The organism is Actinosynnema sp. CS-041913, assembly GCF_050942485.1.
Lineage (GTDB): Bacteria > Actinomycetota > Actinomycetes > Mycobacteriales > Pseudonocardiaceae > Actinosynnema.
Genome location: NZ_CP192037.1, coordinates 8,774,906 through 8,795,695, shown reverse-complemented (window position 1 = coordinate 8,795,695; position 20,790 = coordinate 8,774,906). Strand labels below are relative to the sequence as shown.

At 71.8% G+C, this 20,790-nt stretch carries 20 protein-coding genes; 12 read left to right on the top strand and 8 right to left on the bottom strand.

Annotated features, from left to right (window positions below; all coding sequences use genetic code 11):
• Positions 1-776 precede the first annotated feature (776 nt).
• The 4 genes from ACQPZF_RS39680 to ACQPZF_RS39665 all read right to left on the bottom strand — a co-directional run bounded on the left by ACQPZF_RS39680 (position 777) and on the right by ACQPZF_RS39665 (position 5,066).
• Entirely contained in the window at positions 777-1,649 is an 873-nt protein-coding gene (locus ACQPZF_RS39680; RefSeq protein ID WP_433266029.1) for a 1,4-dihydroxy-2-naphthoate polyprenyltransferase, read from the bottom strand.
• Between the two features lie 55 nt (positions 1,650-1,704).
• Positions 1,705-2,907, bottom strand: a complete 1,203-nt coding sequence (locus ACQPZF_RS39675) for a hypothetical protein (RefSeq protein ID WP_433266027.1) — start codon at positions 2,905-2,907, stop codon at positions 1,705-1,707.
• A 128-nt stretch (positions 2,908-3,035) separates the two neighbouring features.
• Complete coding sequence (gene menE, locus ACQPZF_RS39670) at positions 3,036-4,145, bottom strand: o-succinylbenzoate--CoA ligase (protein WP_433266025.1); 1,110 nt, start codon at positions 4,143-4,145, stop codon at positions 3,036-3,038.
• Between the two features lie 9 nt (positions 4,146-4,154).
• Positions 4,155-5,066: a 1,4-dihydroxy-2-naphthoyl-CoA synthase gene (locus ACQPZF_RS39665; RefSeq protein ID WP_433266023.1), complete on the bottom strand. Its 912-nt coding sequence runs from the start codon at positions 5,064-5,066 to the stop codon at positions 4,155-4,157.
• A gap of 162 nt (positions 5,067-5,228) precedes the next feature.
• Here ACQPZF_RS39665 and menD point away from each other — a divergent pair, with 162 nt between their 5' ends.
• A complete protein-coding gene (menD, locus tag ACQPZF_RS39660) occupies positions 5,229-6,848 on the top strand; it encodes a 2-succinyl-5-enolpyruvyl-6-hydroxy-3-cyclohexene-1-carboxylic-acid synthase (RefSeq protein ID WP_433266021.1) in 1,620 nt (539 codons plus the stop codon).
• Positions 6,849-6,905: 57 nt separating this feature from the next.
• Entirely contained in the window at positions 6,906-8,399 is a 1,494-nt protein-coding gene (locus ACQPZF_RS39655) for a M1 family metallopeptidase (RefSeq protein WP_433266019.1), read from the top strand.
• A 57-nt stretch (positions 8,400-8,456) separates the two neighbouring features.
• Here ACQPZF_RS39655 and ACQPZF_RS39650 read toward each other — a convergent pair whose 3' ends face one another.
• The 3 genes from ACQPZF_RS39650 to ACQPZF_RS39640 are packed head-to-tail and all read right to left on the bottom strand — an operon-like array spanning position 8,457 to position 11,391.
• Complete coding sequence (locus ACQPZF_RS39650; protein ID WP_433266018.1) at positions 8,457-9,569, bottom strand: CU044_5270 family protein; 1,113 nt, start codon at positions 9,567-9,569, stop codon at positions 8,457-8,459.
• A complete protein-coding gene (locus ACQPZF_RS39645) occupies positions 9,569-10,117 on the bottom strand; it encodes an RNA polymerase sigma factor (RefSeq protein WP_433266016.1) in 549 nt (182 codons plus the stop codon). Before ACQPZF_RS39645 ends, ACQPZF_RS39650 begins: the two co-directional genes overlap by 1 nt.
• 44 nt (positions 10,118-10,161) lie before the next feature.
• Positions 10,162-11,391 carry an isochorismate synthase gene (locus ACQPZF_RS39640; protein WP_433266014.1) on the bottom strand — a complete coding sequence of 410 codons (1,230 nt, stop codon included), beginning with the start codon at positions 11,389-11,391 and terminating at the stop codon, positions 10,162-10,164.
• Between the two features lie 63 nt (positions 11,392-11,454).
• On the opposite strand from ACQPZF_RS39640, the gene ACQPZF_RS39635 reads away from it, so the two are divergent.
• From ACQPZF_RS39635 to ACQPZF_RS39605, 7 genes are read left to right on the top strand one after another with little or no spacing between them, the layout of a single operon-like run.
• A complete protein-coding gene (locus ACQPZF_RS39635; RefSeq protein WP_433266013.1) occupies positions 11,455-11,889 on the top strand; it encodes a DUF3592 domain-containing protein in 435 nt (144 codons plus the stop codon).
• A gap of 42 nt (positions 11,890-11,931) precedes the next feature.
• Positions 11,932-12,882 carry a 1,2-phenylacetyl-CoA epoxidase subunit PaaA gene (paaA, locus tag ACQPZF_RS39630; RefSeq protein ID WP_433266011.1) on the top strand — a complete coding sequence of 317 codons (951 nt, stop codon included), beginning with the start codon at positions 11,932-11,934 and terminating at the stop codon, positions 12,880-12,882.
• Positions 12,879-13,163, top strand: coding sequence for a 1,2-phenylacetyl-CoA epoxidase subunit PaaB (gene paaB, locus ACQPZF_RS39625; protein WP_433266009.1), 285 nt, complete (start codon positions 12,879-12,881; stop codon positions 13,161-13,163). The genes paaA and paaB overlap by 4 nt, the downstream gene beginning before the upstream one ends.
• Positions 13,160-14,041, top strand: a complete 882-nt coding sequence (gene paaC / locus ACQPZF_RS39620; protein ID WP_433266007.1) for a 1,2-phenylacetyl-CoA epoxidase subunit PaaC — start codon at positions 13,160-13,162, stop codon at positions 14,039-14,041. Before paaB ends, paaC begins: the two co-directional genes overlap by 4 nt.
• Positions 14,035-14,526, top strand: coding sequence for a 1,2-phenylacetyl-CoA epoxidase subunit PaaD (gene paaD / locus ACQPZF_RS39615; RefSeq protein ID WP_433266005.1), 492 nt, complete (start codon positions 14,035-14,037; stop codon positions 14,524-14,526). Before paaC ends, paaD begins: the two co-directional genes overlap by 7 nt.
• The gene (paaE, locus tag ACQPZF_RS39610) at positions 14,527-15,561 is read left to right on the top strand and encodes a 1,2-phenylacetyl-CoA epoxidase subunit PaaE (RefSeq protein WP_433266003.1); all 1,035 of its coding nucleotides are present in this window, start codon (positions 14,527-14,529) and stop codon (positions 15,559-15,561) included.
• An 18-nt stretch (positions 15,562-15,579) separates the two neighbouring features.
• On the top strand, positions 15,580-16,176 hold the full coding sequence (locus tag ACQPZF_RS39605) for a hypothetical protein (protein WP_433266001.1): 597 nt from the start codon (positions 15,580-15,582) through the stop codon (positions 16,174-16,176).
• A 142-nt stretch (positions 16,177-16,318) separates the two neighbouring features.
• On the opposite strand, the gene ACQPZF_RS39600 is transcribed toward ACQPZF_RS39605, so the two are convergent.
• Positions 16,319-17,143 (bottom strand): inositol monophosphatase family protein, encoded by an 825-nt coding sequence (locus tag ACQPZF_RS39600; RefSeq protein ID WP_433266000.1) that lies wholly within the window; start codon positions 17,141-17,143, stop codon positions 16,319-16,321.
• A 155-nt stretch (positions 17,144-17,298) separates the two neighbouring features.
• On the opposite strand from ACQPZF_RS39600, the gene ACQPZF_RS39595 reads away from it, so the two are divergent.
• The 3 genes from ACQPZF_RS39595 to ACQPZF_RS39585 all read left to right on the top strand — a co-directional run bounded on the left by ACQPZF_RS39595 (position 17,299) and on the right by ACQPZF_RS39585 (position 20,756).
• Positions 17,299-18,402: a glycosyltransferase family 4 protein gene (locus ACQPZF_RS39595; protein ID WP_433265998.1), complete on the top strand. Its 1,104-nt coding sequence runs from the start codon at positions 17,299-17,301 to the stop codon at positions 18,400-18,402.
• Complete coding sequence (locus ACQPZF_RS39590) at positions 18,399-19,508, top strand: glycosyltransferase (RefSeq protein WP_433265997.1); 1,110 nt, start codon at positions 18,399-18,401, stop codon at positions 19,506-19,508. The genes ACQPZF_RS39595 and ACQPZF_RS39590 overlap by 4 nt, the downstream gene beginning before the upstream one ends.
• Positions 19,509-19,982: 474 nt before the next feature.
• Positions 19,983-20,756: a demethylmenaquinone methyltransferase gene (locus ACQPZF_RS39585; protein WP_433265995.1), complete on the top strand. Its 774-nt coding sequence runs from the start codon at positions 19,983-19,985 to the stop codon at positions 20,754-20,756.
• Positions 20,757-20,790 lie beyond the last annotated feature (34 nt).

Below are 20,790 nucleotides of genomic sequence, written 5' to 3'. Positions count from 1 at the left end.
GGGAACGTAAGGCCGGTGTTCGGCGTCGCAGCGTGCAGCGTGGCGTGTCGGGAGGGGTTGCCGTGAGTGGGTGGCGGACCGCGGAGGTGCTGGCGGCTGAGGATGTGTTGGCCAGGTCTGTGGCGGCTGCCGACCAGGCGTTGCGCGAGGCGGCCAAGGTGCGCCCGGCTTGTGAGCCTTCTGCCGCGGATGTTCGGCGGGTGATGTTGTTCGCCAAGTCTGCTGAGGCTTCGCCTGAGTTGCGGGCTTTGCAGCGGCGGATCGCTGGGGGGTATCTGAGTTGGCGGCAGGTGTTGTCGGGGGAGGCTGCTGATGATCAGGGGGTTCGGGCTGCGTTTTCTGCGGATCGGGAGTGGTTGGCGGCGTTGTGTCGGGGGGAGGAGCCTCGGGTTGATCGGGTTGAGCCTCCGCTGGGGCGGGATGACGAGCCGCCGCTGAGTTTTACTGAGGATGCTTGGTAGTCGCGTTCGGGTTGGGGTCGAACTGCTTTCAAGCGTCCTCGCCGGACTGGCAGGCCGCCAAGGATGATCACAAAAGCAGGACTCGGGCGTCGTGTCATCCCCGTATGACCTGGTCAAAGACCACCACCCTTGTCCAGGGAGTGCAAGCGAAAAGCGTGCTTGCACTCCCTGGACAAGCGCGGTTCCCTGCGGGCAGGCCATACGGGGATGACACGCAGCCCACCTGGGGGTGTGCGCGGCTGCGCGCGCCACGGCAAGAGCGCGTTGCGCGCCACTGCGAAGTGCGCGGAGCGTGCCGAGCGTCAGGGGCAGGGGTTAGCCGATGGCTAGGGCGGTGGTTGTCGCGATTGCCCATAGGAGCATGGCCAGGCCTGTGTGTTGCAGTACCGGGATCAGGTCGCGGCCCTTGTTGCCCTTTGCCACTCGGCGTGCGCCCAGGATTGCCAGCGGGAGGGCTAGGAAGGCTCCCAGTGCCATCGGTTCGCGTAGGCCGATGGCCAGTGTGATGACGAACGGGATGGTGGTCAGGGCCAGGTAGAGGCGGCGGGAGTCCTTGTCGCCCAGGGTTGTTGCCAGGGTTCGTTTGCCCGCTTGGATGTCTGTCGGGATGTCGCGCAGGCTGTTCGCGATCATGACTGCCGTCGAGAACGCGCCCATCGCGATTGCTCCGCCGATGCCGATGCCGGTGATCTCGCCGGTCTGCACGTACAGGGTTCCCAGGACTGCTGCCGGGCCGAAGAAGACGAACACCGCCAGTTCGCCCAGGCCCGCGTATCCGTACGGTTTCCTGCCTCCGGTGTAGAACCAGGCTGCCGCTACGCACACCGCGCCGAACAGGACCATCCAGTAGCGGCCGGTGAGGGCGATCAGGGTCAGGCCTGCCGCCGCTGCCGCGCCCAGGGCCGCGAATGCCGCTGTGCGCACCGCTTTCGGGTTCGCCGCTCCTGAGCCGACCAGGCGGAACGGGCCTACGCGGTGGGTGTCGGTGCCTCGGATTCCGTCCGAGTAGTCGTTGGCGTAGTTGACGCCGATCTGGAGGGCCACCGACACCAGCAGTGCCAGTAGCGACCAGGTCGGGTTGAACCCGTCGATGTGGTGGGCCGCGCCGGCGCCCACCAGGACCGGCGCGATGGAGTTCGGCAGGGTGCGGGGGCGGGTTCCCGAGATCCACTGGGCGACTGTGGCCATGTCGTTCATCCTCCGACATGGATCTCGGGGGGCCGCTGCGGGGTACGGGGTCGGGTCAGCAGGCCGTGGCGCCTTCGACGTCGGACACGTAGGCCTTCGCCACGTACTTGTCCGTCGCGATGCGGTACCAGATGTCCGACGTGCCCTGGGAGCCGGTCACGGGCTCGCCGGTCAGTTGGCACTCGACGCGGACCTGTGCGTGGTTCGCGGCCAGGCCTGCCCGGGGTGCGGTGGTGGTTGCGCCGTTGCGGACGTCGAGCGGGTCGCCTGCCGTTCGGACGAAGCCTGCTGGGCCTTCGACCGTCCACAGGTACGTGACGGTCACCCAGGCGTTGGCGGTGAGTTCCAGGCCGTCCCAGAAGGTGCCGTCGGCCAGGTCGATGCCCGCCGGGTTGGTCACCTTGCGGCCGAACTGGTCCTTGCCGCCGTGGTAGCCGTCCTGGTGGGCGGCTTGGGCTTCCGGTGTGCCCTGCGGCAGGTCCTGCCACATTTCGCGGGTGGCGGGCGGGTTCCAGTAGTCGTCTTTCGTGTTCCACGGGCCGACGTCCCAGACCGGCGCCCATTCGCAGCGGTCGTTGTCGGCGCAGACCTGGACGCTGTAGGCGCCGGTCGCCTTCGGCGACAGGCCTCGGCGGGAGGGCAGGGCGGCGAAGTGGTCGCGGTCGACGATGACGTGGCCGTTCGCTGTCGTGCCGCCCACCAGGCCTTCGCGGGTGGCGTAGACGCGGTAGGAGTGGCCGGTCGATTCCCTGGTGGACGTCCTGGTGGTGGATGGGGTGAGGGTCAGGTCGCTGATCTCGGGGCTCTGCGGGCCGGTCGAGGTGAGGGCCAGGCGGACCTGCACGGTGTCGACCGTGGTGGGTAGGGCGGCGGGGGTGTCGGGGCGGGCTTCGACCCATTCGGTCCACTGGTCGCCGCCCAGGGCGCCTCGGACGTCTACCGCCAACTCTGTGCCGTCCGGGATCTGGCTGGTTGCGGTGGCGGCGATGGTGTTCGCCGGTGTCGCGAGTCTGTGGGGTGTCAGGTGGAGGTAGCCGGTGCGGAGGGCCGTGCGGGTGCTCGCAGGGATCGCAGCGGACCGGTCCAGGCGGACGGTGTGGCCGTTCGAGGTGACACCGCTGTCGTCGGCGTCCACCATGGACAGATCGGCTCGCCAGGACTCCGCTCCGCGATGCTGCCCGGCCTCGGCGGCGGGGACGGCGAAGGTGGTGGTCAGGGCTGCCGTCACGGCCAGCGGGAGCAGGTAGCGCCTCGTCATCGCAGCACTCCTCGATCCGGACGGGCGGAGCGGAGGGCACCGCTACAGGGCTACCCGTACGGCTGGGTCGAGCCAAGCGCGGCGCTGCGTTACCTGTCAACCAACAAGCGTCGCCGTATGAGAAAAATTCACCCGAACGTGCGGGCCACGGCTGCCCGGTCGACCTTGCCCGGACCCTTGAGCGGCAGTTCCGGGAGGTAGGCGACCTGCTTCGGCGCGGCGCACCGGCCCACGGCGGCGCGGACCGCCGCGGCGAGGTCGTCCTCGGCAGGTGGTGTGTCGGGGTCGGTCGGCACGACGGCGGCGGCGACCGCCTGGCCCCACTCCGGGTCGGGCACGCCCACCACGCACACCTCGTGCACGCCCGGTTGGGCGGCGAGGACGCGTTCCACCTCGGTCGGGGAGACGTTCTCCCCGCCGCTGATGATCACGTCGTCGGCGCGGCCGATCACCTCCAGTCGGCCGTCGGTGAGGCGGCCCAGGTCTCCGGTGCGGAACCACTCGCCGAACGGCTCGCCGCCCTGGTAGCCGAGGGCCAGGACCGGGCCGGCGATCTCGATGCGCCCGTCGTTCAGGCGGAGGCGGACGCCGTCCAGCGGGACGCCGTCGTACACGCAGCCGCCGGCGGTCTCGCTCATGCCGTAGGTGGTGACCACGCGGACCCCGGCGGCCCGTGCGCGGGCGAGGAGGGACGGTGGGGTGGCGGCTCCGCCGATCAGGACGGCGTCGAACTCGCGGATCGCGGCCAGGCCGGGACCGTCGGTGGCGACCAGGCGGGCCAGTTGGGTCGGGACCAGCGCGGTGTAGTGCGGGCCCGGGCGGGTCAGCACGGCGCGGGCGGCGGTGGCGAAGCCGGACGCGCGGAAGCCCGTGGAGAGGTCCATGACGCCGGGTTCGGTGCCCGCGACGACCGAGCGGACCAGGACCTGCACGCCCGCGATGTGGCCGGTGGGCAGCGCCAGCAGCCACGTGCCCGGTCCGCCCAGCCGGGCGTGGGTCAGTTCCGCCGAGGCGACGAGCGCCGCGGCGGACAGCAGGACGACTTTCGGGTCGCCGGTCGAGCCGGACGTGCCGACCGCCAGGGCGGCCTTCGTCTCCCAGCCCCGGAGGTCCCTCGGGCTCGCCGCCCGGCCCTCGGGCAGCGCCACCACCAGTGGTGGCCTGTCGGACCCGCCGGCCGTGCCCGCTTCGCCGGGCTGTGGGGCCAGAGCCCGGCGGAGGTCGCTGAGGCTGGTCATCGGGCAGCCTCAGTAGTAGTACGGGTAGTCGGACCAGTCCGGCGCCCGCTTTTCCAGGAATGCGTCCCTGCCCTCGACCGCCTCGTCCGTCATGTAGGCCAAACGGGTCGTCTCACCGGCGAAGAGTTGCTGGCCGACCAGACCGTCGTCGATGAGGTTGAAGGCGTATTTCAGCATTCGCTGCGCGGTGGGGGATTTGCCGTTGATCTCCTTCGCCCACTCCAGCGCGGTCGTTTCGAGTTCCGCGTGCGGGACCACCGCGTTCACCGCGCCCATCCGGTGCATTTCCGCGGCGCTGTAGGTCCGGCCGAGGAAGAAGATCTCGCGCGCGAATTTCTGGCCCACCTGCCTCGCCAGGTAGGCCGAGCCGTAGCCGCCGTCGAAGCTGCCGACGTCGGCGTCGGTCTGCTTGAACTTCGCGTGCTCCTCGCTCGCCAACGTCAGGTCGCACACCACGTGCAGGCTGTGGCCGCCGCCGGCCGCCCAGCCCGGCACGACCGCGATGACCACTTTCGGCATGAACCTGATCAGGCGCTGGCACTCCAGGATGTGCAGCCGGCCGGCGCGGGCGGGGTCGACGGTGTCCGCCGTCTCGCCCGACGCGTACCGGTAGCCGCTCCGGCCCCGGATGCGCTGGTCGCCGCCCGAGCAGAACGCCCAGCCGCCGTCGCGCGGGGACGGGCCGTTGCCGGTGAGGAGGACGCAGCCCACGTCCGGGCTCATCCGGGCGTGGTCCAGCGCGCGGTACAGCTCGTCCACCGTGTGCGGGCGGAAGGCGTTGCGCACCTCGGGACGGTGGAACGCGATGCGCACCGTGCCCTGGTCCACCGCCCGGTGGTAGGTGATGTCGGTGAAGTCGAAGCCTTCGACCGGCTTCCAGCGGGTCGGGTCGAACAGCTCGGAGACGCCGTGATCTGCCACGGCACGGACAATATGCCCGTGCCGAAGCTGAGAGTGGCCCAGGCCGCCCGCCGGCCCGGAACGGGTGTTCGCGCAGTGTGACGCTCCGGTGTCCGCTGTTCGAACAGGCGTACGACTCAGCAAGCGGAATCACCGGTTCGTGGACTGAGCGACAATGTGCCGGTGAACCCGTCCACCGCGCAGGCCAGGGTGCTTGTCGACGAACTCGTCCGCAACGACGTCCGGCACGTCGTGCTCAGCCCCGGATCTCGCAACGCTCCGCTGTCGTTCGCCTTGGCCGAGGCCGCGGCAGCCGGACGGCTCACCCTCCACGTCCGGATCGACGAGCGCAGCGCCGGGTTCCTCGCGCTGGGCCTCGCCAAGGGCAGCGGCGAGGTCACCGCCGTGACCTGCACGTCCGGCACGGCCGTCGCGAACCTGCACCCCGCCGTCCTGGAGGCCCGGCACGCCCGCGTCCCGCTGATCGCCCTCACCGCCGACCGACCGGTCGAGCTGTACCGCACGGGCGCCAGCCAGACCGTCGACCAGCAGCGCGTGTTCGGCATCGACACCCTCCAGTTCCCCATCGCCGAACGCCGCCGGGGCCAGAACGGCCTGTGGCGCTCCCTGGTCTGCCGTGCCGTCGCGAACGCCCGCGAACAGGGCCCCGTGCACGTCAACGTCCCCTTCCGGGAGCCGTTGGTGCCGGACGACACACAGTGGGTCGAGCCACTCGACGGACGCCCGTTCGACATGCCCTGGACCCGTGCGGCGGCCCGGACCACGACCTCCCTGCACCCCGCCGACCACCTCGGGCCCCGCACGCTGGTCGTCGTCGGCGACAACGGGGACGACATCACCGACCTGGCCGAGCGCGCGGGCTGGCCGGTGATCGCCGAGCCCACCGCGCACGGTCTGCGGCACGGCACGCTGCTGCTCAACGCCGGCGAACTGCCCGCCGAGCTGAAACCGGACGCCGTGGTGGTGGTGGGCCGCCCCACGCTGTCGCGGGGCGTGATGAAGCTCATCGCCGCCACGAACGTCGTCCACGTGCTGTCCGACGAGCCGGACTGGCCGGACCCGCAGTTCGCCGCCACCCACGCCTCCACGGGCCTGGTCCTGGGCGAGCACGAGGTGGACGACGACTGGCTGACCGCCTGGGAGCACGCCGACAAGGCCGCCGCCGACGTGGTGGACGAGCTGCTGGCCGGCGAGCCGTGGCCCACCGGCCTCCAGGTGGCGAGGGACCTGGTCGCGGCCCTGCCCGCGCACGCCACCCTGTTCCTGGGCTCGTCCAACCCGGTCCGCGACGTGGACCTGGTGGCCGCGCCCCGCCACGACGTCCGGGTGCACGCGAACCGCGGTGTGGCGGGCATCGACGGCAGCGTCTCCACGGCTGCCGGCATCGCGCTCACCCGCGGCCCCACGTTCGCCCTGATCGGCGACCTGACGTTCCTGCACGACACGAACGGCCTGCTGATCGGCCCGGACGAGCCGCGCCCCGACCTGACCGTGGTGGTGCTCAACGACGACGGCGGCGGCATCTTCACGCTGCTCGAACAGGGCGCCCCGGAGCACGCGAGCGCGTTCGAGCGGGTTTTCGGCACCCCTCACGGCGTCGACCTGGCCCACTTGTGCGCGGCGCACCACGTCCCGCACACGAGGGTGGAGAACGCGGACCAATTGAGACGTGCGTTGGCGCCGCCGAGCGGAATCCGGGTGGTGGAAATCCGGGCGGAACGGTCCGAATTGCGCGGTCTGCACACCCGTCTGAAGGCCGCGGTGTCAACTGCATTCCAATAGCCAGGAACCTACATTCGGGGGTACAGCGGCACGTTCGGCGGAGCTAGCTTCGGCGCCATGTCCCTCAGAGCGAAGCTCACGCTAGCCACCGCCACCGCGGCTTCACTGCTGCTGCTGGCGGGCACCGCGTCCGCCGCCGAACCGGGCGCGCCGGGCATCGGAGACCCCTACTACCCGAATGCCGGAAACGGCGGGTACGACGTTTCCCACTACGACATCCGGCTGAACTACCAGCCGTCGAGCGACACCCTTTCCGGCACCACCACGATCCTGGCCAAGAGCACCCAGGACCTGACCCGGTTCAACCTGGACTTCGCGCTGAACGCGAGTTCGGTCCGGGTCAACAACAAGCGCGCCCAGTTCACGCAGGCGGGCGGCGAGCTGGTGGTCGACCCGCGGGGCAACCTCCGCAAGGGCGCCGACCTGACCATCGTCGTCACCTACTCCGACGTCCCGTCCAGCCGCGAGATCGACGGCTTCACGGGCTGGAAGCGCACCGCGGACGGAGCGCTGGCCATCGACGAGCCGGACATCGCGCAGTGGTGGTTCCCGAGCAACAACCACCCGACGGACAAGGCCACGTTCGACGTGTCGGTGGCCGTGCCGGACGGCGTCGAGGTGATCTCCAACGGCCTGTTCAACGGGACCGCCCGGACGCTCAACGGCTGGACCCGCTGGCGCTACCGCAGCACCCAGCCGCAGGCCACCTACCTGGCGTTCGTGGCGATCGGCCAGTTCGAGGTGCGCCAGTCCACCGCGCCCGACGGCAAGCCGGTGCTCAACGCGTACTCGCTGAACCTGGGCGCGGACGACAGCGCGGCGAAGGCCAGCGTCGAGCGCACGCCGGAGGTCACGGAGTTCCTGGAGGAGAACTTCGGCCCGTACCCGTTCGAGGCGCAGGGCGGCGTGGTCGCGCCCGGCATCGGCTTCGCGCTGGAGAACCAGACCCGCTCGACCTACGACCCGGCGTTCTTCCGGCGCGGCTCGAACACTTACGTGGTGGCGCACGAGGTGGGGCACCAGTGGTTCGGCGACTCGGTGTCGGTGCGCACCTGGCGGGACATCTGGCTGAACGAGGGCTTCGCGAGCTACGCCGAGTTCCTGTGGTCGGAGCACGTGGGCGAGGGCACGGCGCAGGAGAACGCCGAGTTCACTTACGACTCGTACCCGGCGGAGAGCGACTTCTGGCAGGTCCTGCCCGGTGATCCGGGCGCGGCGAACCAGTTCCACGGCGCCGTGTACGACCGGGGCGCGCTGACCGTGCACGCGCTGCGGGTCGCGGTGGGCGACGAGGACTTCTTCACCATCCTGAAGCAGTGGACGCACACCAAGAAGTTCGGCAACGCGACCATCGAGGAGTTCATCGCGCTGTCGGAGCGGGTGTCCGGGCAGCAACTGGACGAGCTGTTCCGGACGTGGCTGTTCACCAAGGGCAAGCCGGCGGCCGTGCCGGGCGGCGCGACGTTCGCGACCGCGGCGGCGGTCGCGGAGCCGAAGGCGTTCCAGAAGATCCGCCACACGCACGAGCTGCTCGCCGGGCACGTGCACTGAGCCGGACCCGTGGCCGCGCCCGAGGTCAGGGCGCGGCCACGGTCTTCCCGGGAGTGGTCAGCCGGTCTCGCCGAGGCTGTTCACGACCTTCGTGGTGATGGAGCTGAAGCCGGTCACGGTGCCCGGCGTGATCCACGCGTCGTGCGGCTGGGGGCCTGCCACGGTGCGTTCGCCGATGAACTCGCCGGTCGCCGGGTCGACGATCAGGTCGCGGCGCTCGTGCACGTCCTCGATGCCGATCGCCGTGCCGGTCCGGCCGTCGAGGGTGACCGCCGCGTCGTAGACCGTCACGCCGTCCAGCAGCGCGAGCGCCCGGTACCAGGAGGCGCGCAGGTCGGCGGGCATGAGGCCGGCGCGGAGGATCTCCACGCCCCAGTGGAACATCGTCGCCGGGGCCGAGCCGCGGTGCGCGGTGGCCTCGCGCAGGTACTCCACGATCGCCTCGGGGTCGCGCGGCAGGGCGGTGTAGAACTCCGGGCTGTCCCAGTCGGTGGGGTCGCCGCAGACCTTCCGGGGCTGGGACTTCGGGAAGAAGTCGCCGCACTTGCCGCGCCGTTCACCGGTGTCGGTGTCCATCGCCCGCGGCTCGTCGGCCTCGGACTGCGGGATGCTGCCGCCGAGCCACCGCACGCCGGGCAGCCAGCTCCGCTTCTCCAGCCAGTCCTGCGTCTGGTCCTGCGGGATCCACACCTCGCGGGCGGTCTCCTTGAGGTACGTGTAGCCCTTGATGGTCTGGTCGGGGGCGTCCACGGACACGCCGTGCTGCACGCCGCGCGAGTACCAGGCGTGCTCGGCGATGTAGCGGTACTGGCCGGGAGCGAGCTGCGGGTCGACGGTCTTGATCGCGTCGGCCGCGTTGTTGAGCATCTCCCGCGCGGACAGCAGCGTGACGTCGGGCACGACGGACGTCGTGGCGCCCGGCAGGGCCTGCGTGCCGCCGGTCGACGGCTGCGGGGCCGGCTCGCCGCGGGTGACCACTGTCCCGGCGATCAGGGCTGCCGCAGCCGCTGCGGCGACGGGCAGAAACCACCGCCGGGAACGGTGGGCGCGGCGCGGGGACTCCTCGGCCGCCGCGGCGGCCAGCACGCGGGCCCGGACGTCGCCCAGGGGCGCGTCGGAGTGGCGGGCGGCGTGGTTGAGCTGGTCGAGCGCGTCGTCGAGATCACGCATCAGCGGTTCTCCTCGGTGAGCAGGGCTTGCAGCCTGGTGCGGACGCGGTGCAGGCGGGAGCGGATGGTGCTGGCGGGTTCGCCGAGGGCCTCGGCGACCTCGGCCGGGGTCAGCCCGGCCCACGACGTGAGCAGGAGCGCGTCCCGGTCCTCGTCGCGCAGGTCGGCCAACGCCCGCGCGAGCACCCGGGACGCCCGTTGCGCGTCCACCCGGTCGGCCACGAACGCGCCGTGGTCGGGTTCGGGGCGGCCGACGGCGCGCAGCCCGGCCCGGCGGCCACGCGTCTCCCGGCGCACGTGCTCGCGCACGAGGTTGGTCGCGATGCCGTACAGCCAGCCCTTGACCGGGGCCTGCTCCGGGTCGTAGCTGTGTCGCCGCCGCAGGGCCACCAGGAACGTCTCGGCCACCAGGTCGTCGGCGGCGGACTCGCCGACCCGGCCGGCCAGGTAGCCGCGGAGCTGCCGCGCGTGCGCGTCGAACAGCTCGGCGAACACGGCCGTGACGTCCGGCCCGCGCAGGTCCGGCGGTTTCTCCAGTGCTGTGGTCACACCCCGGTTGACCGCAGGGCCCTCCGGCGTCCCGGTGACCTCGGTCACCTGCCTTCGAGGGCTTCCCGGAACGGCCGCATCTTGGCGTGCGCCTCCCGCACCTCGGAGTCCGGGTCGGACTCGGCGACCAGCCCGCAGCCGGCGAACAGCCGCGCCGTCCGGCCCTCCACCACCGCGCAGCGCAGGGCGACGCCCAGCTCGCCGTCGCCGTTGCCGTCGATCCAGCCCACGGGGCCCGCGTACCGGCCCCGGTCCATGCCCTCCAGCTCCTCGATCACGGCCATCGCGTCCGCGCGCGGCGTGCCGCCGACGGCCGCCGTGGGGTGCAGCGCCGCGCCGAGCCGCAGCAGCGACGGCGTGCCGCGCAGGGTGCCGATGACGTCGCTGGACAGGTGCGACACGTTCGGCAGCCGCAGCACCGACGGCCCGTCGACGGACATCGTGGCGCAGAACGGCCGCAGCGCCTCGGCCAGCGACGCCACCGCGTACTCGTGCTCCTCGCGGTTCTTGCCGGACGCCAGCAGGGCCGCCGCCAGCTCGTCGTCGGGCACCCCGTCGTGCGGCCACGTCGTGCCCGCGAGCACCCGCGAGTCGACCACCTGGCCGGAGCGGCGCAGCAACAGCTCGGGGGTCGCGCCGATCAGCCCGTCCACCGCGTACACCCAGCACTCGGGGTAGCGCCGGGCCAGGCCCTCCAGCACGAAGCGGTGGTCGATCGGCACGTCGGCGACCGCCACCAGGTCGTGCGCGAGGACGACCTTGGCCAGCTCGCCGGCCCTCATCCGGGCGACCGCGGCGCGCACCGCCTCCCGATAAGCCGTCACCGGCAGCCGCCCGTCGGAGTACCGCACGGTCGACGGGCGGCGGACCGGCCGGACCTCGGACGCCGCGCCCGCGCCGATCGTGGTCACCCACGACCGGCCGTCCCGGACGCCCACCACCACCTCCGGCACCACCAGCACCGAGTGGCCGGGCCGGTCGGCGAACGCGAGCGAGGTGAACGCCACCGGACCGCTGCCCGGCACGCCGACCTCGTCCGCCACGTCGAGCCCGGCGGTGAACTCGCGCCACCAGGTGTCCGCGGCGGCGAACCGGCCAGGCCCGGACACCTCGAACCGTGCCGCCTCGCCCCACCCGACCAGGCCTTCCCCGTCCCGCACCCAGGCCAGCGCGCCGGTCGGCGCGGGCAGCCTGCCCAGCAGTCCGGAGTCCGCGACGTGCCTGGTGCGGACGCGCAGCCGGGGTCGGGTCCGGGAGGCGGGGGCTGAGGTCACGTGACCGAGGGTATGGACTCGTCCCTGAGATTCCGCGCGTGGCCGCCTCTAGACTGCCCGGTTGTGGCGGACAACGCAGTGCGAACCGGTGGTCGCCGGAAGGCAGGGCCGCTGGTCGTCCGGGCGCTGCTGGTCCTCGGCGCGGTGGTGACGCTGATCGGCGTGATCCTGCTGGGCGCGTGCCTGCGCGACGACCTGGCGATCGAGCAGCGGATGGGCCGGGAGAACGCCGAGGTGGTGTCGGTCTCGTTCCAGCGCACGGTGGTGCGGTTCGCGACACCCGACGGCGCGGTGCACAGCCCGGCGCAGGGCGTGCTGTACCCGGAGGGGCTGGAGCCCGGCCAGTGGGTGCGCATCGAGTACGACACCGCCGACCCGGAGGTGGCGCGGGTCGCCGAGCGCACCTGGACGCTGGCGATCCTGCCGATCGGGACGTTCCTGCTCGCCGTGTGGGCGGTGCTGTTGCCGCTGGTCTGGTGGATCCGCCGGCGCTTGTGACACTTGTTCCCGTAATCGGTCTCCAGGTGTAACATCGGTCGCATGGACCTGGAGGCCGAGTTCGAGCGCACCGTGGCGGCGGAGCACCGCGTGGAGCCGCGCGACTGGATGCCCGACGGCTACCGCAAGACGCTGATCAGGCAGATCGCCCAGCACGCGCACTCCGAGATCATCGGCATGCAGCCCGAGGGCAACTGGATCAGCCGCGCGCCGTCGCTGCGCCGCAAGGCGATCCTGCTGGCCAAGGTCCAGGACGAGGCGGGCCACGGGCTCTACCTGTACGCCGCGACCGAGACGCTCGGCGCGGACCGGGGCGAGCTGACCGAGAAGCTGATCTCGGGACGGCAGAAGTACTCGTCCATCTTCAACTACCCGACCCTCTCGTACGCCGACGTCGGCACCATCGGCTGGCTGGTGGACGGCGCGGCGATCTGCAACCAGGTGCCGCTGTGCCGCACCTCGTACGGCCCCTACGCGCGGGCCATGATCCGGATCTGCAAGGAGGAGTCGTTCCACCAGCGGCAGGGCTACGAGCTGCTGATGACGATGATGCGCGGCACCGACGCGCAGCGCGCCATGGTGCAGGAGTCGGTGGACCGGTTCTGGTGGCCGTCGCTGATGATGTTCGGCCCGCCGGACGGCGAGAGCGCCAACACCGAGCAGTCGATGGCGTGGCGGATCAAGCGCAACACCAACGACGAGCTGCGGCAGAAGTTCGTCGACATGACCGTGCCGCAGGCCGAGAAGCTCGGCGTGACGCTCCCCGACCCGGCGTTGGCGTGGAACGCGGAACGCGGGCACTACGACTTCGGGCAGCCCGACTGGGACGAGTTCTGGCAGGTCGTCGGCGGCAACGGGCCGACGAACGCGCAGCGCGTCGCGCATCGGCGCAAGGCGCACGAGGACGGCGAGTGGGTGCGTGCCGCCGCCGCGGCGTACGCGGCGAAGCGTTCCCGTCAAGAGGAAACCCGAGTGATCGGACAGAGCGCATGAGTTCGTCGTGGCCGCTGTGGGAAGTGTTCGTGCGCGGCAAGCGCGGGCTCAACCACGTGCACGTCGGGTCCCTGCACGCGCCGGACGCCGAGATGGCCCTGCGCAACGCGCGTGACGTGTACACGCGGCGCAACGAGGGCGTGTCGATCTGGGTCGTGCCCGCGTCGGCGATCACCGCGTCGTCACCGGACGAGAAGGACCCGTTCTTCGCGCCCAGCGGCGACAAGGTCTACCGGCACCCGACGTTCTACGCGATCCCCGAGGACGTGCCGCACCTATGAGCTTCGACAACGCCTACGAGTCGCTGATCGACCACGAGGACACGCACTGGGCGTTCGGGACGGGGTTCACGGAGGCGCTGGGCGGGGTCGACCGCGCGGTTCCGCCCACCGCGGACCCGGCGGACCTGTCCGCCTACTGCCTGATGCTCGGCGACGACGCGCTGGTGCTGTCCCACCGGCTGGCGGAGTGGTGTTCCCGCGCGCCCGAGCTGGAAGAGGACGTGGCGCTCGCCAACATCGCGCTGGACCTGCTCGGGCAGGCCCGGCTGCTGCTGACCCGGGCCGGCGAGGTCGAGGGCGCGGGGCGGGACGAGGACGCGTTGGCGTACCTGCGCGACGAGCGCGCGTTCCGCAACGTGCACCTGGCGGAGATCGAGTGCGGGCCGTTCGCCGGCGGGGACTTCGCGACCACCATGGCACGGCTGCTGGTGTTCTCGTCGTGGAAGATCGCGCAGTACACGCGGCTGCTGACGTTCGAGGACCCGGTAGTGGCCGCCGTCGCCGCCAAGGGTCTGAAGGAACTGGCCTACCACCGCGACCACGCGGCGCAGTGGGTCGTGCGGCTGGGTGACGGCACACCCGAGTCGCACGAGCGGATGCGGGCCGGCGTGCGGCGCGTGTGGCCCTACCTGGACGAGCTGTTCACCGCTCACGCCGTCGAACTGCGGCTGGGCGTGGACCCTGCCGACCTCCGGTCCGAAGTGGACGGTGTGCTGGACGCCGTGTTGACGGCCGCCCGGCTCGAACGCCCGGAGCCCGTGCCTGCCGCGCGGGTCAACGGGCTGGCCGGGCGCGACGGCGTGCACACCGAGGCCATGGGCTACCTGTTGGCCGAGATGCAGCACCTGCACCGGTCGCTGCCGGGCGCGGCATGGTGACCGCGCTGGACGTCGCGTCGCAGGTCCGCGACCCGGAGCTGCCCGTGCTGACGCTGGCCGACCTGGGCGTGCTGCGGGACGTGGCGGTCGAGGGCGGACGGGTGCTGGTGACCATCACGCCCACCTACTCCGGCTGCCCCGCCATCGAGGAGATGGGCGCCGACCTGCGGCGCTCGCTGCACGCGGCCGGTTTCCCGGACGTCGAGGTGCGGCTGTCGCTGTCGCCCGCGTGGACCACGGACTGGATCAGCGAGGACGGCCGGCGCAAGCTCGCCGAAGCCGGGATCGCGCCGCCGTCCCGGATCGGGCCGCGAGCGGTCGGGCCGGTGCCGCTGAACCTCGTGCCGCCGTCCCGGCAGGTCCCCTGCCCGCGTTGCGGGTCGTCGCGGACCACCGAGCTGTCCCGGTTCGGGTCGACGGCGTGCAAGGCGCTGCGGCGGTGCGCGGACTGCGCCGAGCCCTTCGAGCACCTCAAGGAGATCTAGATGGCGCGGCCGGTGTTCCACAAGCTGACCGTGGCCGCCGTCGACCGGCTGTGCGAGGACGCGGTCGCGGTGACGTTCGACGTGCCGGACGAGCTGGCCGGCACGTTCGCCTTCCGGGCCGGGCAGTACGTGACGCTGCGGATCGGGGAGGAACGGCGGTCGTACTCGATCTGCGCTCCGGTGGGCTCGCCACTGCGGATCGGCGTGCGGCGGGTCGACGGGGGGCTGTTCTCCGAACACCTGGTGGACCGGGTGCAGCGCGGTGACGTGCTGGAAGTCCTGCCGCCGCTGGGCAGGTTCTCGCCCGCTGCCGGCTCGCATCACGGGCTGGTCGTGGCGGGTTCGGGCATCACACCCGCGCTGTCGATCGCGGGCACCGTGCTGGCCTCCGGCGCCCGGGTGACCCTGCTGTACGGCAACCGGCGGGCGGACACGGTGATGTTCGCGGACGAACTGGCGGACCTGAAAGACCGCTATCCGTCGCGGTTCCAACTGGTGCACGTGCTGTCCCGCGAGCCGCGCGACGTGGAGCTGTTCAGCGGCCGACTGGACGCGGCGAAACTCCGCGCGCTGTTCACCTCGGTGGTGCCGTTCCAGTCCGTCGACCAGTGGTGGTTGTGCGGGCCTTACGGGCTGGTGCGCGACGCGGAGGACGTGCTGTCGTCACTGGACGTGGACCCGACCGCCGTGCACCACGAGCTGTTCTACGTCGACGAGCCACCACCCCCGCCGCGTCGGGCGGAGGAAGTGCCGGCGTCCGCCGCCGAGGGCACGGTGATCCTGGACGGCCGGACCACCGCCGTGCCCCTGCCGCCGGACACACCGATCCTCGACGCGGCGCAACGCGTCCGTTCCGACCTGCCGTTCGCGTGCAAGGGCGGGGTGTGCGGGACGTGCCGGGCGCTGGTCGTGTCGGGGTCGGTGGACATGCGGCGCAACTACGCCCTGGAGCCGCGTGAAGTGGCGGCGGGCTTCGTGCTGACGTGCCAGTCGGTGCCCGTGACCCCTTCGGTCACGGTCGATTTCGACGCCTGATCTGGCACCATGCCCACCATGGGGCGATCGGTGCTGGCGGGCTTGCTCATCGGCACTTTGGCGATGGCTGCGTTGATCGTGGTGATGATGTCGGTGCCGACGAGCGACTGGTCCGAGTCGTTCGCGATCGACTTCCTGGCGGTGAGCTTCGTGTCCGTGCTGACCGGTGGTCTACCGGGCAGTCTGGTGGGGCTGGTGGTGGGCGCACTGCGCATCCACATCCGCCGGCCCGCCGTGCCCCCGCCGCCGCCGCCGGTGGTGACCGACCGGTGGGCGGCCCTGGTGGCGCGTGCCGAGCTGTCCGTGCGGCGGGTGCACGCGGTGGTGGAGACCGTGCCGCCGTCGCCGGTCCGGGAGTGGATGGAGCGGATCGCGGGGCAGTTCGCGGGCGAGTCGGGGAACGTGCGCCGGATCGCCGAACTGGGGCGGGCCCTGGACGCGGACCACCACCACCCGGTGTCGCTGCGGCTGCACTCGGTGGTCCGTGACTTCACGGCGTTCGAGGACGAAGTGGGCCGGGTGGCGTTGGAGATGGTCGACCAGCCGTCCTTGGACGCGGTCCGCGTGCACCTGGAGGTGTTGGAGCGGCAGCTTCCGCACCTGGGCGAACACTAAGCCGCGCCGGGAAGTGCCCCGGCCTGGAAGTGTCCCGGGCAGCGCGAAACCCGGCAACCGACCGTCCGGACGGTGAACCGGGCTCACTTCCGGTCCCTATTGGGTCCGGCGAGAAAACCATACCGCAGATGGGCCGAACGGACTAACGGGCCGTCGAAGACTGCCACCACCCCAGGACTTCCTCCGCCACCTCCGGCATGGCGACGAGCAGGCCGTCCACCGGCAGCGGGTCGTCCTCGCCGCGGCGGTCCAGCACGGCCGCGCCCGACTCCACGGCCAGCGCCACCGCACCGGCCACGTCCCACTCGTGATAGCTGTGCAGCACGGCCGCCGCCGCGTGCCCGAGCGCCACCTGCGCCACCGCGAGCGCCTTCGAACCCAGCACCCGCACCCCGGTGCCCGCCACGGCCGCCCGCGAGATGAACTCCCCCATCCCCGGCCACGGCCCGGTGCGCGTCATCTCCGTGCAGACGATCGAACTCATCGCCTGGCCGCCGAGCTTCACCGGAGTCCCGTTCGCCCGCATGCCCCGCCCCCGCGCGGCGGCGTAGATCTGCGCCCGGTACGGGTCCGCCACCACGCCGACCACCGGACCCCAGCGGTCCACCAGAGCCAGGCTGTAGGCGCACCACGGGACACCCGCCACGTAGTTCGCCGTGCCGTCCACCGGGTCGACCACCCAGCGGAACTCGGCGTCCGACGCCACGTCCGCGTCGGTGTCCTCGCAGAACACCGGGATGTCGGGGAACTCCGCGGTCAGCACACGTCTGGTGTGCCGTTCGAGGGTCCGGTCGGTGTCGGTCACCCAGTCGAACGGGGACGTGTCGTCATCAGGACGGGCGCCGCGGCCCGCCGTCGCCATGATGACGTCGGACGCGTCGTTGGCGAGACGGCCCGCTATCTCCAGCGCGATCGACACCAGTCCGGGATCGACGGGCTGAGTGGGCCGGGACGACAAGACGGTCATGCCGCACTAGTGTCACCGCCCCCGGTGACCGTGACACGTCCACCAGGTGAAGCGATGACGATCTCCCGGTCAACGTCAACCGTGACGCGAGGAGTTCGACCTTCGTTCCTCGATCCGTCACGCCCCCGTGTCCTTCGCACCTCAAGGTGATCGACGTGCGTGTAGCGATCGTCACCGAGAGCTTCCTGCCCCAGGTGAACGGGGTGACCAACTCCGTCCTGCGCGTGCTGGAGCACCTCCGCGCGCACGGCCACCAGGCCCTGGTCGTCGCACCCGGCGCGGGGGCCGACCAGCACCACGGCACCCCCGTGGTGCGCGTCCCGGCAGTGGACCTGCCGCGGTTCAGCTCGCTGCCGGTCGGCGTGCCCACCCGCAAGGTGCTGACCGCCCTCGCCGACTTCCGGCCCGACGTCGTGCACCTGGCCAGCCCGTTCGTGATGGGCGCCAGAGGGGTGTCGGCGGCGCGCCGGCTCGGCCTGCCGACGGTCGCCGTCTACCAGACCGACATCGCCGGGTTCGCCGGCCACTACGGCCTCGGCCTGACCGCACGCGCCGCGTGGCGGTGGACCCGCCGCCTGCACGCACAGGCCGACCGCACGCTCGCCCCGTCGACGTCGGCGGTGGAGGCGTTGCGCGAACACGGCGTTCCGCGCGTCCACCGGTGGGGTCGAGGGGTCGATGTGGAACTGTTCGCGCCGCACCGGCGGGACGACGCCCTGCGCCGTTCACTCGCACCCGACGGCTCGCTGCTCGTCGGGTACGTGGGCCGGCTGTCGCCGGAGAAGCGGGTCGAGCGGCTGCGGGTGCTCAACGACGTGCCCGGCGTCCGGGTGGTGATCGTCGGGGAGGGGCCGGAGGAGGCCGCCCTGCGGCGCGAACTGCCGGACGCGGCGTTCCTCGGGTTCCGGGGCGGGGTGGACCTGGCGGCGGCGTACGCGTCACTCGACGTGTTCGTGCACACCGGCCCGCACGAGACGTTCTGCCAGGCCGTGCAGGAGGCGCTGGCGAGCGGCGTGCCGGTGGTGGCGCCGGACGCGGGCGGGCCGCGCGACCTCGTGCAACCGGACACCGGCTACCTGTTCACGTCGGACGCGGAACTGAGGTCCGCCGTCCTCGAACTCCGCGACCCGCTGCGCCGCAAGCGCTTCGGCAACGCCGCCCGCCGCTGGGTCCGCGGCCGGACGTGGTCGGCCGTGTGCGACGAGCTGCTCGGCCACTACGCCGCGGTCCTGGGCCTGCCGGAGCGACGCGCTGCATGAGGATCGTGCAACTGGCGAACTTCTACGGCCCCCGGTCAGGTGGTCTGCGCACCGCGCTGCACCACCTCGGCTCGGGCTACGCGGCGGCAGGCCACCGGGTGACCCTCGTCGTGCCCGGCCCGGCGCACGCCGATGACCACCTGGCCGCCGGCGTCCGCCGCATCACGCTGCCCGCGCCCCGGATTCCGGGCACGGGCGGCTACCGGGCCGTGGACCCGTGGCGCGTGCGAACCCTGCTGGACCACCTGGCCCCGGACCGCCTCGAAGTCTCGGACCGCTTGACGCTGCGCGGGATGGGGCACTGGGCGGCGGCGCGGGACGTGCCGAGCGTGGTGATCTCACACGAACGCCTCGACCGCCTGATGGAGCAGTTCCTCCTGCCGCCGCGCCTGGCCCGGCGAGGCGCGGACTGGGCGAACGCGAGGATGGCGGCGTCGTACGACACGGTCGTGTGCACCACGGCGTTCGCGCGCGAGGAATTCGACCGGATAGGCGCCCGCAACGTCGCCCGCGTTCCCCTGGGCGTCGACCTGCACACCTTCACCCCCACCCGCCACGACCGCTCGCTGAAGGCGGACCTGTCCCGGGGCGCAGACGCCCTCCTGGTCCACTGCGGCCGGCTGTCACCGGAAAAGCACGTGGAACGCAGCGTCGACACCACCGCCGAACTCCACGCCGCCGGCCACCACGTGCGCCTGGTCATCGCCGGCGACGGCCCGCGCCGCGAGGCCCTGGAGCGCCGCGCGGCCGGCCTGCCGGTGACGTTCCTGGGCTTCGTGGGCCGCCGAACCGACGTGGCGAACCTCCTGGCAACCGCCGACGTGTCCCTCGCACCGGGCCCGCACGAGACGTTCGGCCTGGCGGCCTTGGAGGCACTGGCCTCCGGAACGCCGGTCGTGGTCTCCGCGTCGTCGGCACTGCGCGAGATCGTCCGCCCCGGCTGCGGTGCGGCAGTGCCGGACCACGCGCCCGCCTTCGCGGGGGCGGTCAACGCGCTCCTCGACAACCCCGAACCCGCCCGCCGTTCGGCGGCCCGCGCACGTGCGGAGGAGTACCCGTGGCAGGCGGCGGTGGACGGGATGCTCACGGCCCTTCGCGCGACCTGAGCCTCGCGGTTGCGCTCGCTGTGACTCGTGCCGCGCTGTGACTCGCGGTTGCGGACTTCGCGGTTGCGCTGAGGCTCGCTCTCGCGGCTTGGCTTGGGACCGAAGCCTGCGTGCGAGCCTGCGCATGTCCCAGGACTGCGCATGGCCCGGTGCCGCGTCGCCTGGGGCCAGGGTTGGGCGTCGCCTGGGGCGAGGGTTGGTAGGGCCCTGGGTGAGGGCAGCGTCCAACCTTGTGACGCCTGTGCCTGGTGCCTCGGTGCCTCCCGCCGTGCCGCCTCCTCTTCTTTACGGCAACGTTGGCGGGGGCTGGAAAGTGCCCCGTTCCCGGTTGATTCGCGATATCGGGTGAAAGTTCGGCACAAGGACAACCCGGAGCCGGTCCGGACCACTGAAAAGACTACCTGTTTCCGCAGCTCAAGGCAGGTGCGGGAGGACGGGATGTCGGGGTTGGCGGGCGTCACCTACGCTTTCTCCATGTCGCGTGCAGGTTTGGACAAGAACCCCCGCGAGGTTGCCGAGATGTTCGACGGCGTGGCCAAGGGCTACGACCGCACGAACTCCGTCATGACGTTGGGGTTCGACCGGCGTTGGCGGGAGTGGAGTCGGCGGGTATTGGATGCTCGGGCCGGTGAGCGGGTGTTGGACCTCGCGGCCGGTACTGCCGTGTCCACCGTCGAGTACGCCTCGTCCGGCGCCTGGTGTGTCGCGGCTGACTTCTCGCTCGGCATGTTGCTCGGCGGGGCTCATCGGCCCGTGCCCAAAGTCGCGGCCGACGCCCTTCGCCTGCCGTTCGCCGACGGGGTGTTCGACGCCGTCACGGTCTCGTTCGGGATCCGGAACTTCAACGACACCGAGGCCGCCCTCCGCGAGATGGCCCGCGTCGTCCGGCCGGGTGGGCGGCTCGTGATCTGCGAGGTGTCCACGCCCACGTTCCGGCCGTTCCGGTTCGTCTACATGCGCTACCTGCTCCGGGTACTGCCGTTCATCGGACGGTTCGTGTCGTCCAACCCCGACGCCTACCAGTACCTCGCCGAGTCCATGCGCACGTGGCCGGACCAGCGGGCGCTCGCTGAGATCATCGCCAACGCCGGGTGGGACGACGTCGCCTGGCTCAACCTCACCGGTGGTGTCGTCGCGCTGCACCGGGCGACCAAGCCCGAGCCGCAGTCCGGCCCGCAGTCCGAGCCGCAGTCCGAGACCGAGCCGGGTCCGGAGGCCACGGATGAACCGGAGCCGGCCGGGGCCTGACGTTCGGAACGCGGCGGAGGTCACCGGGGAACAC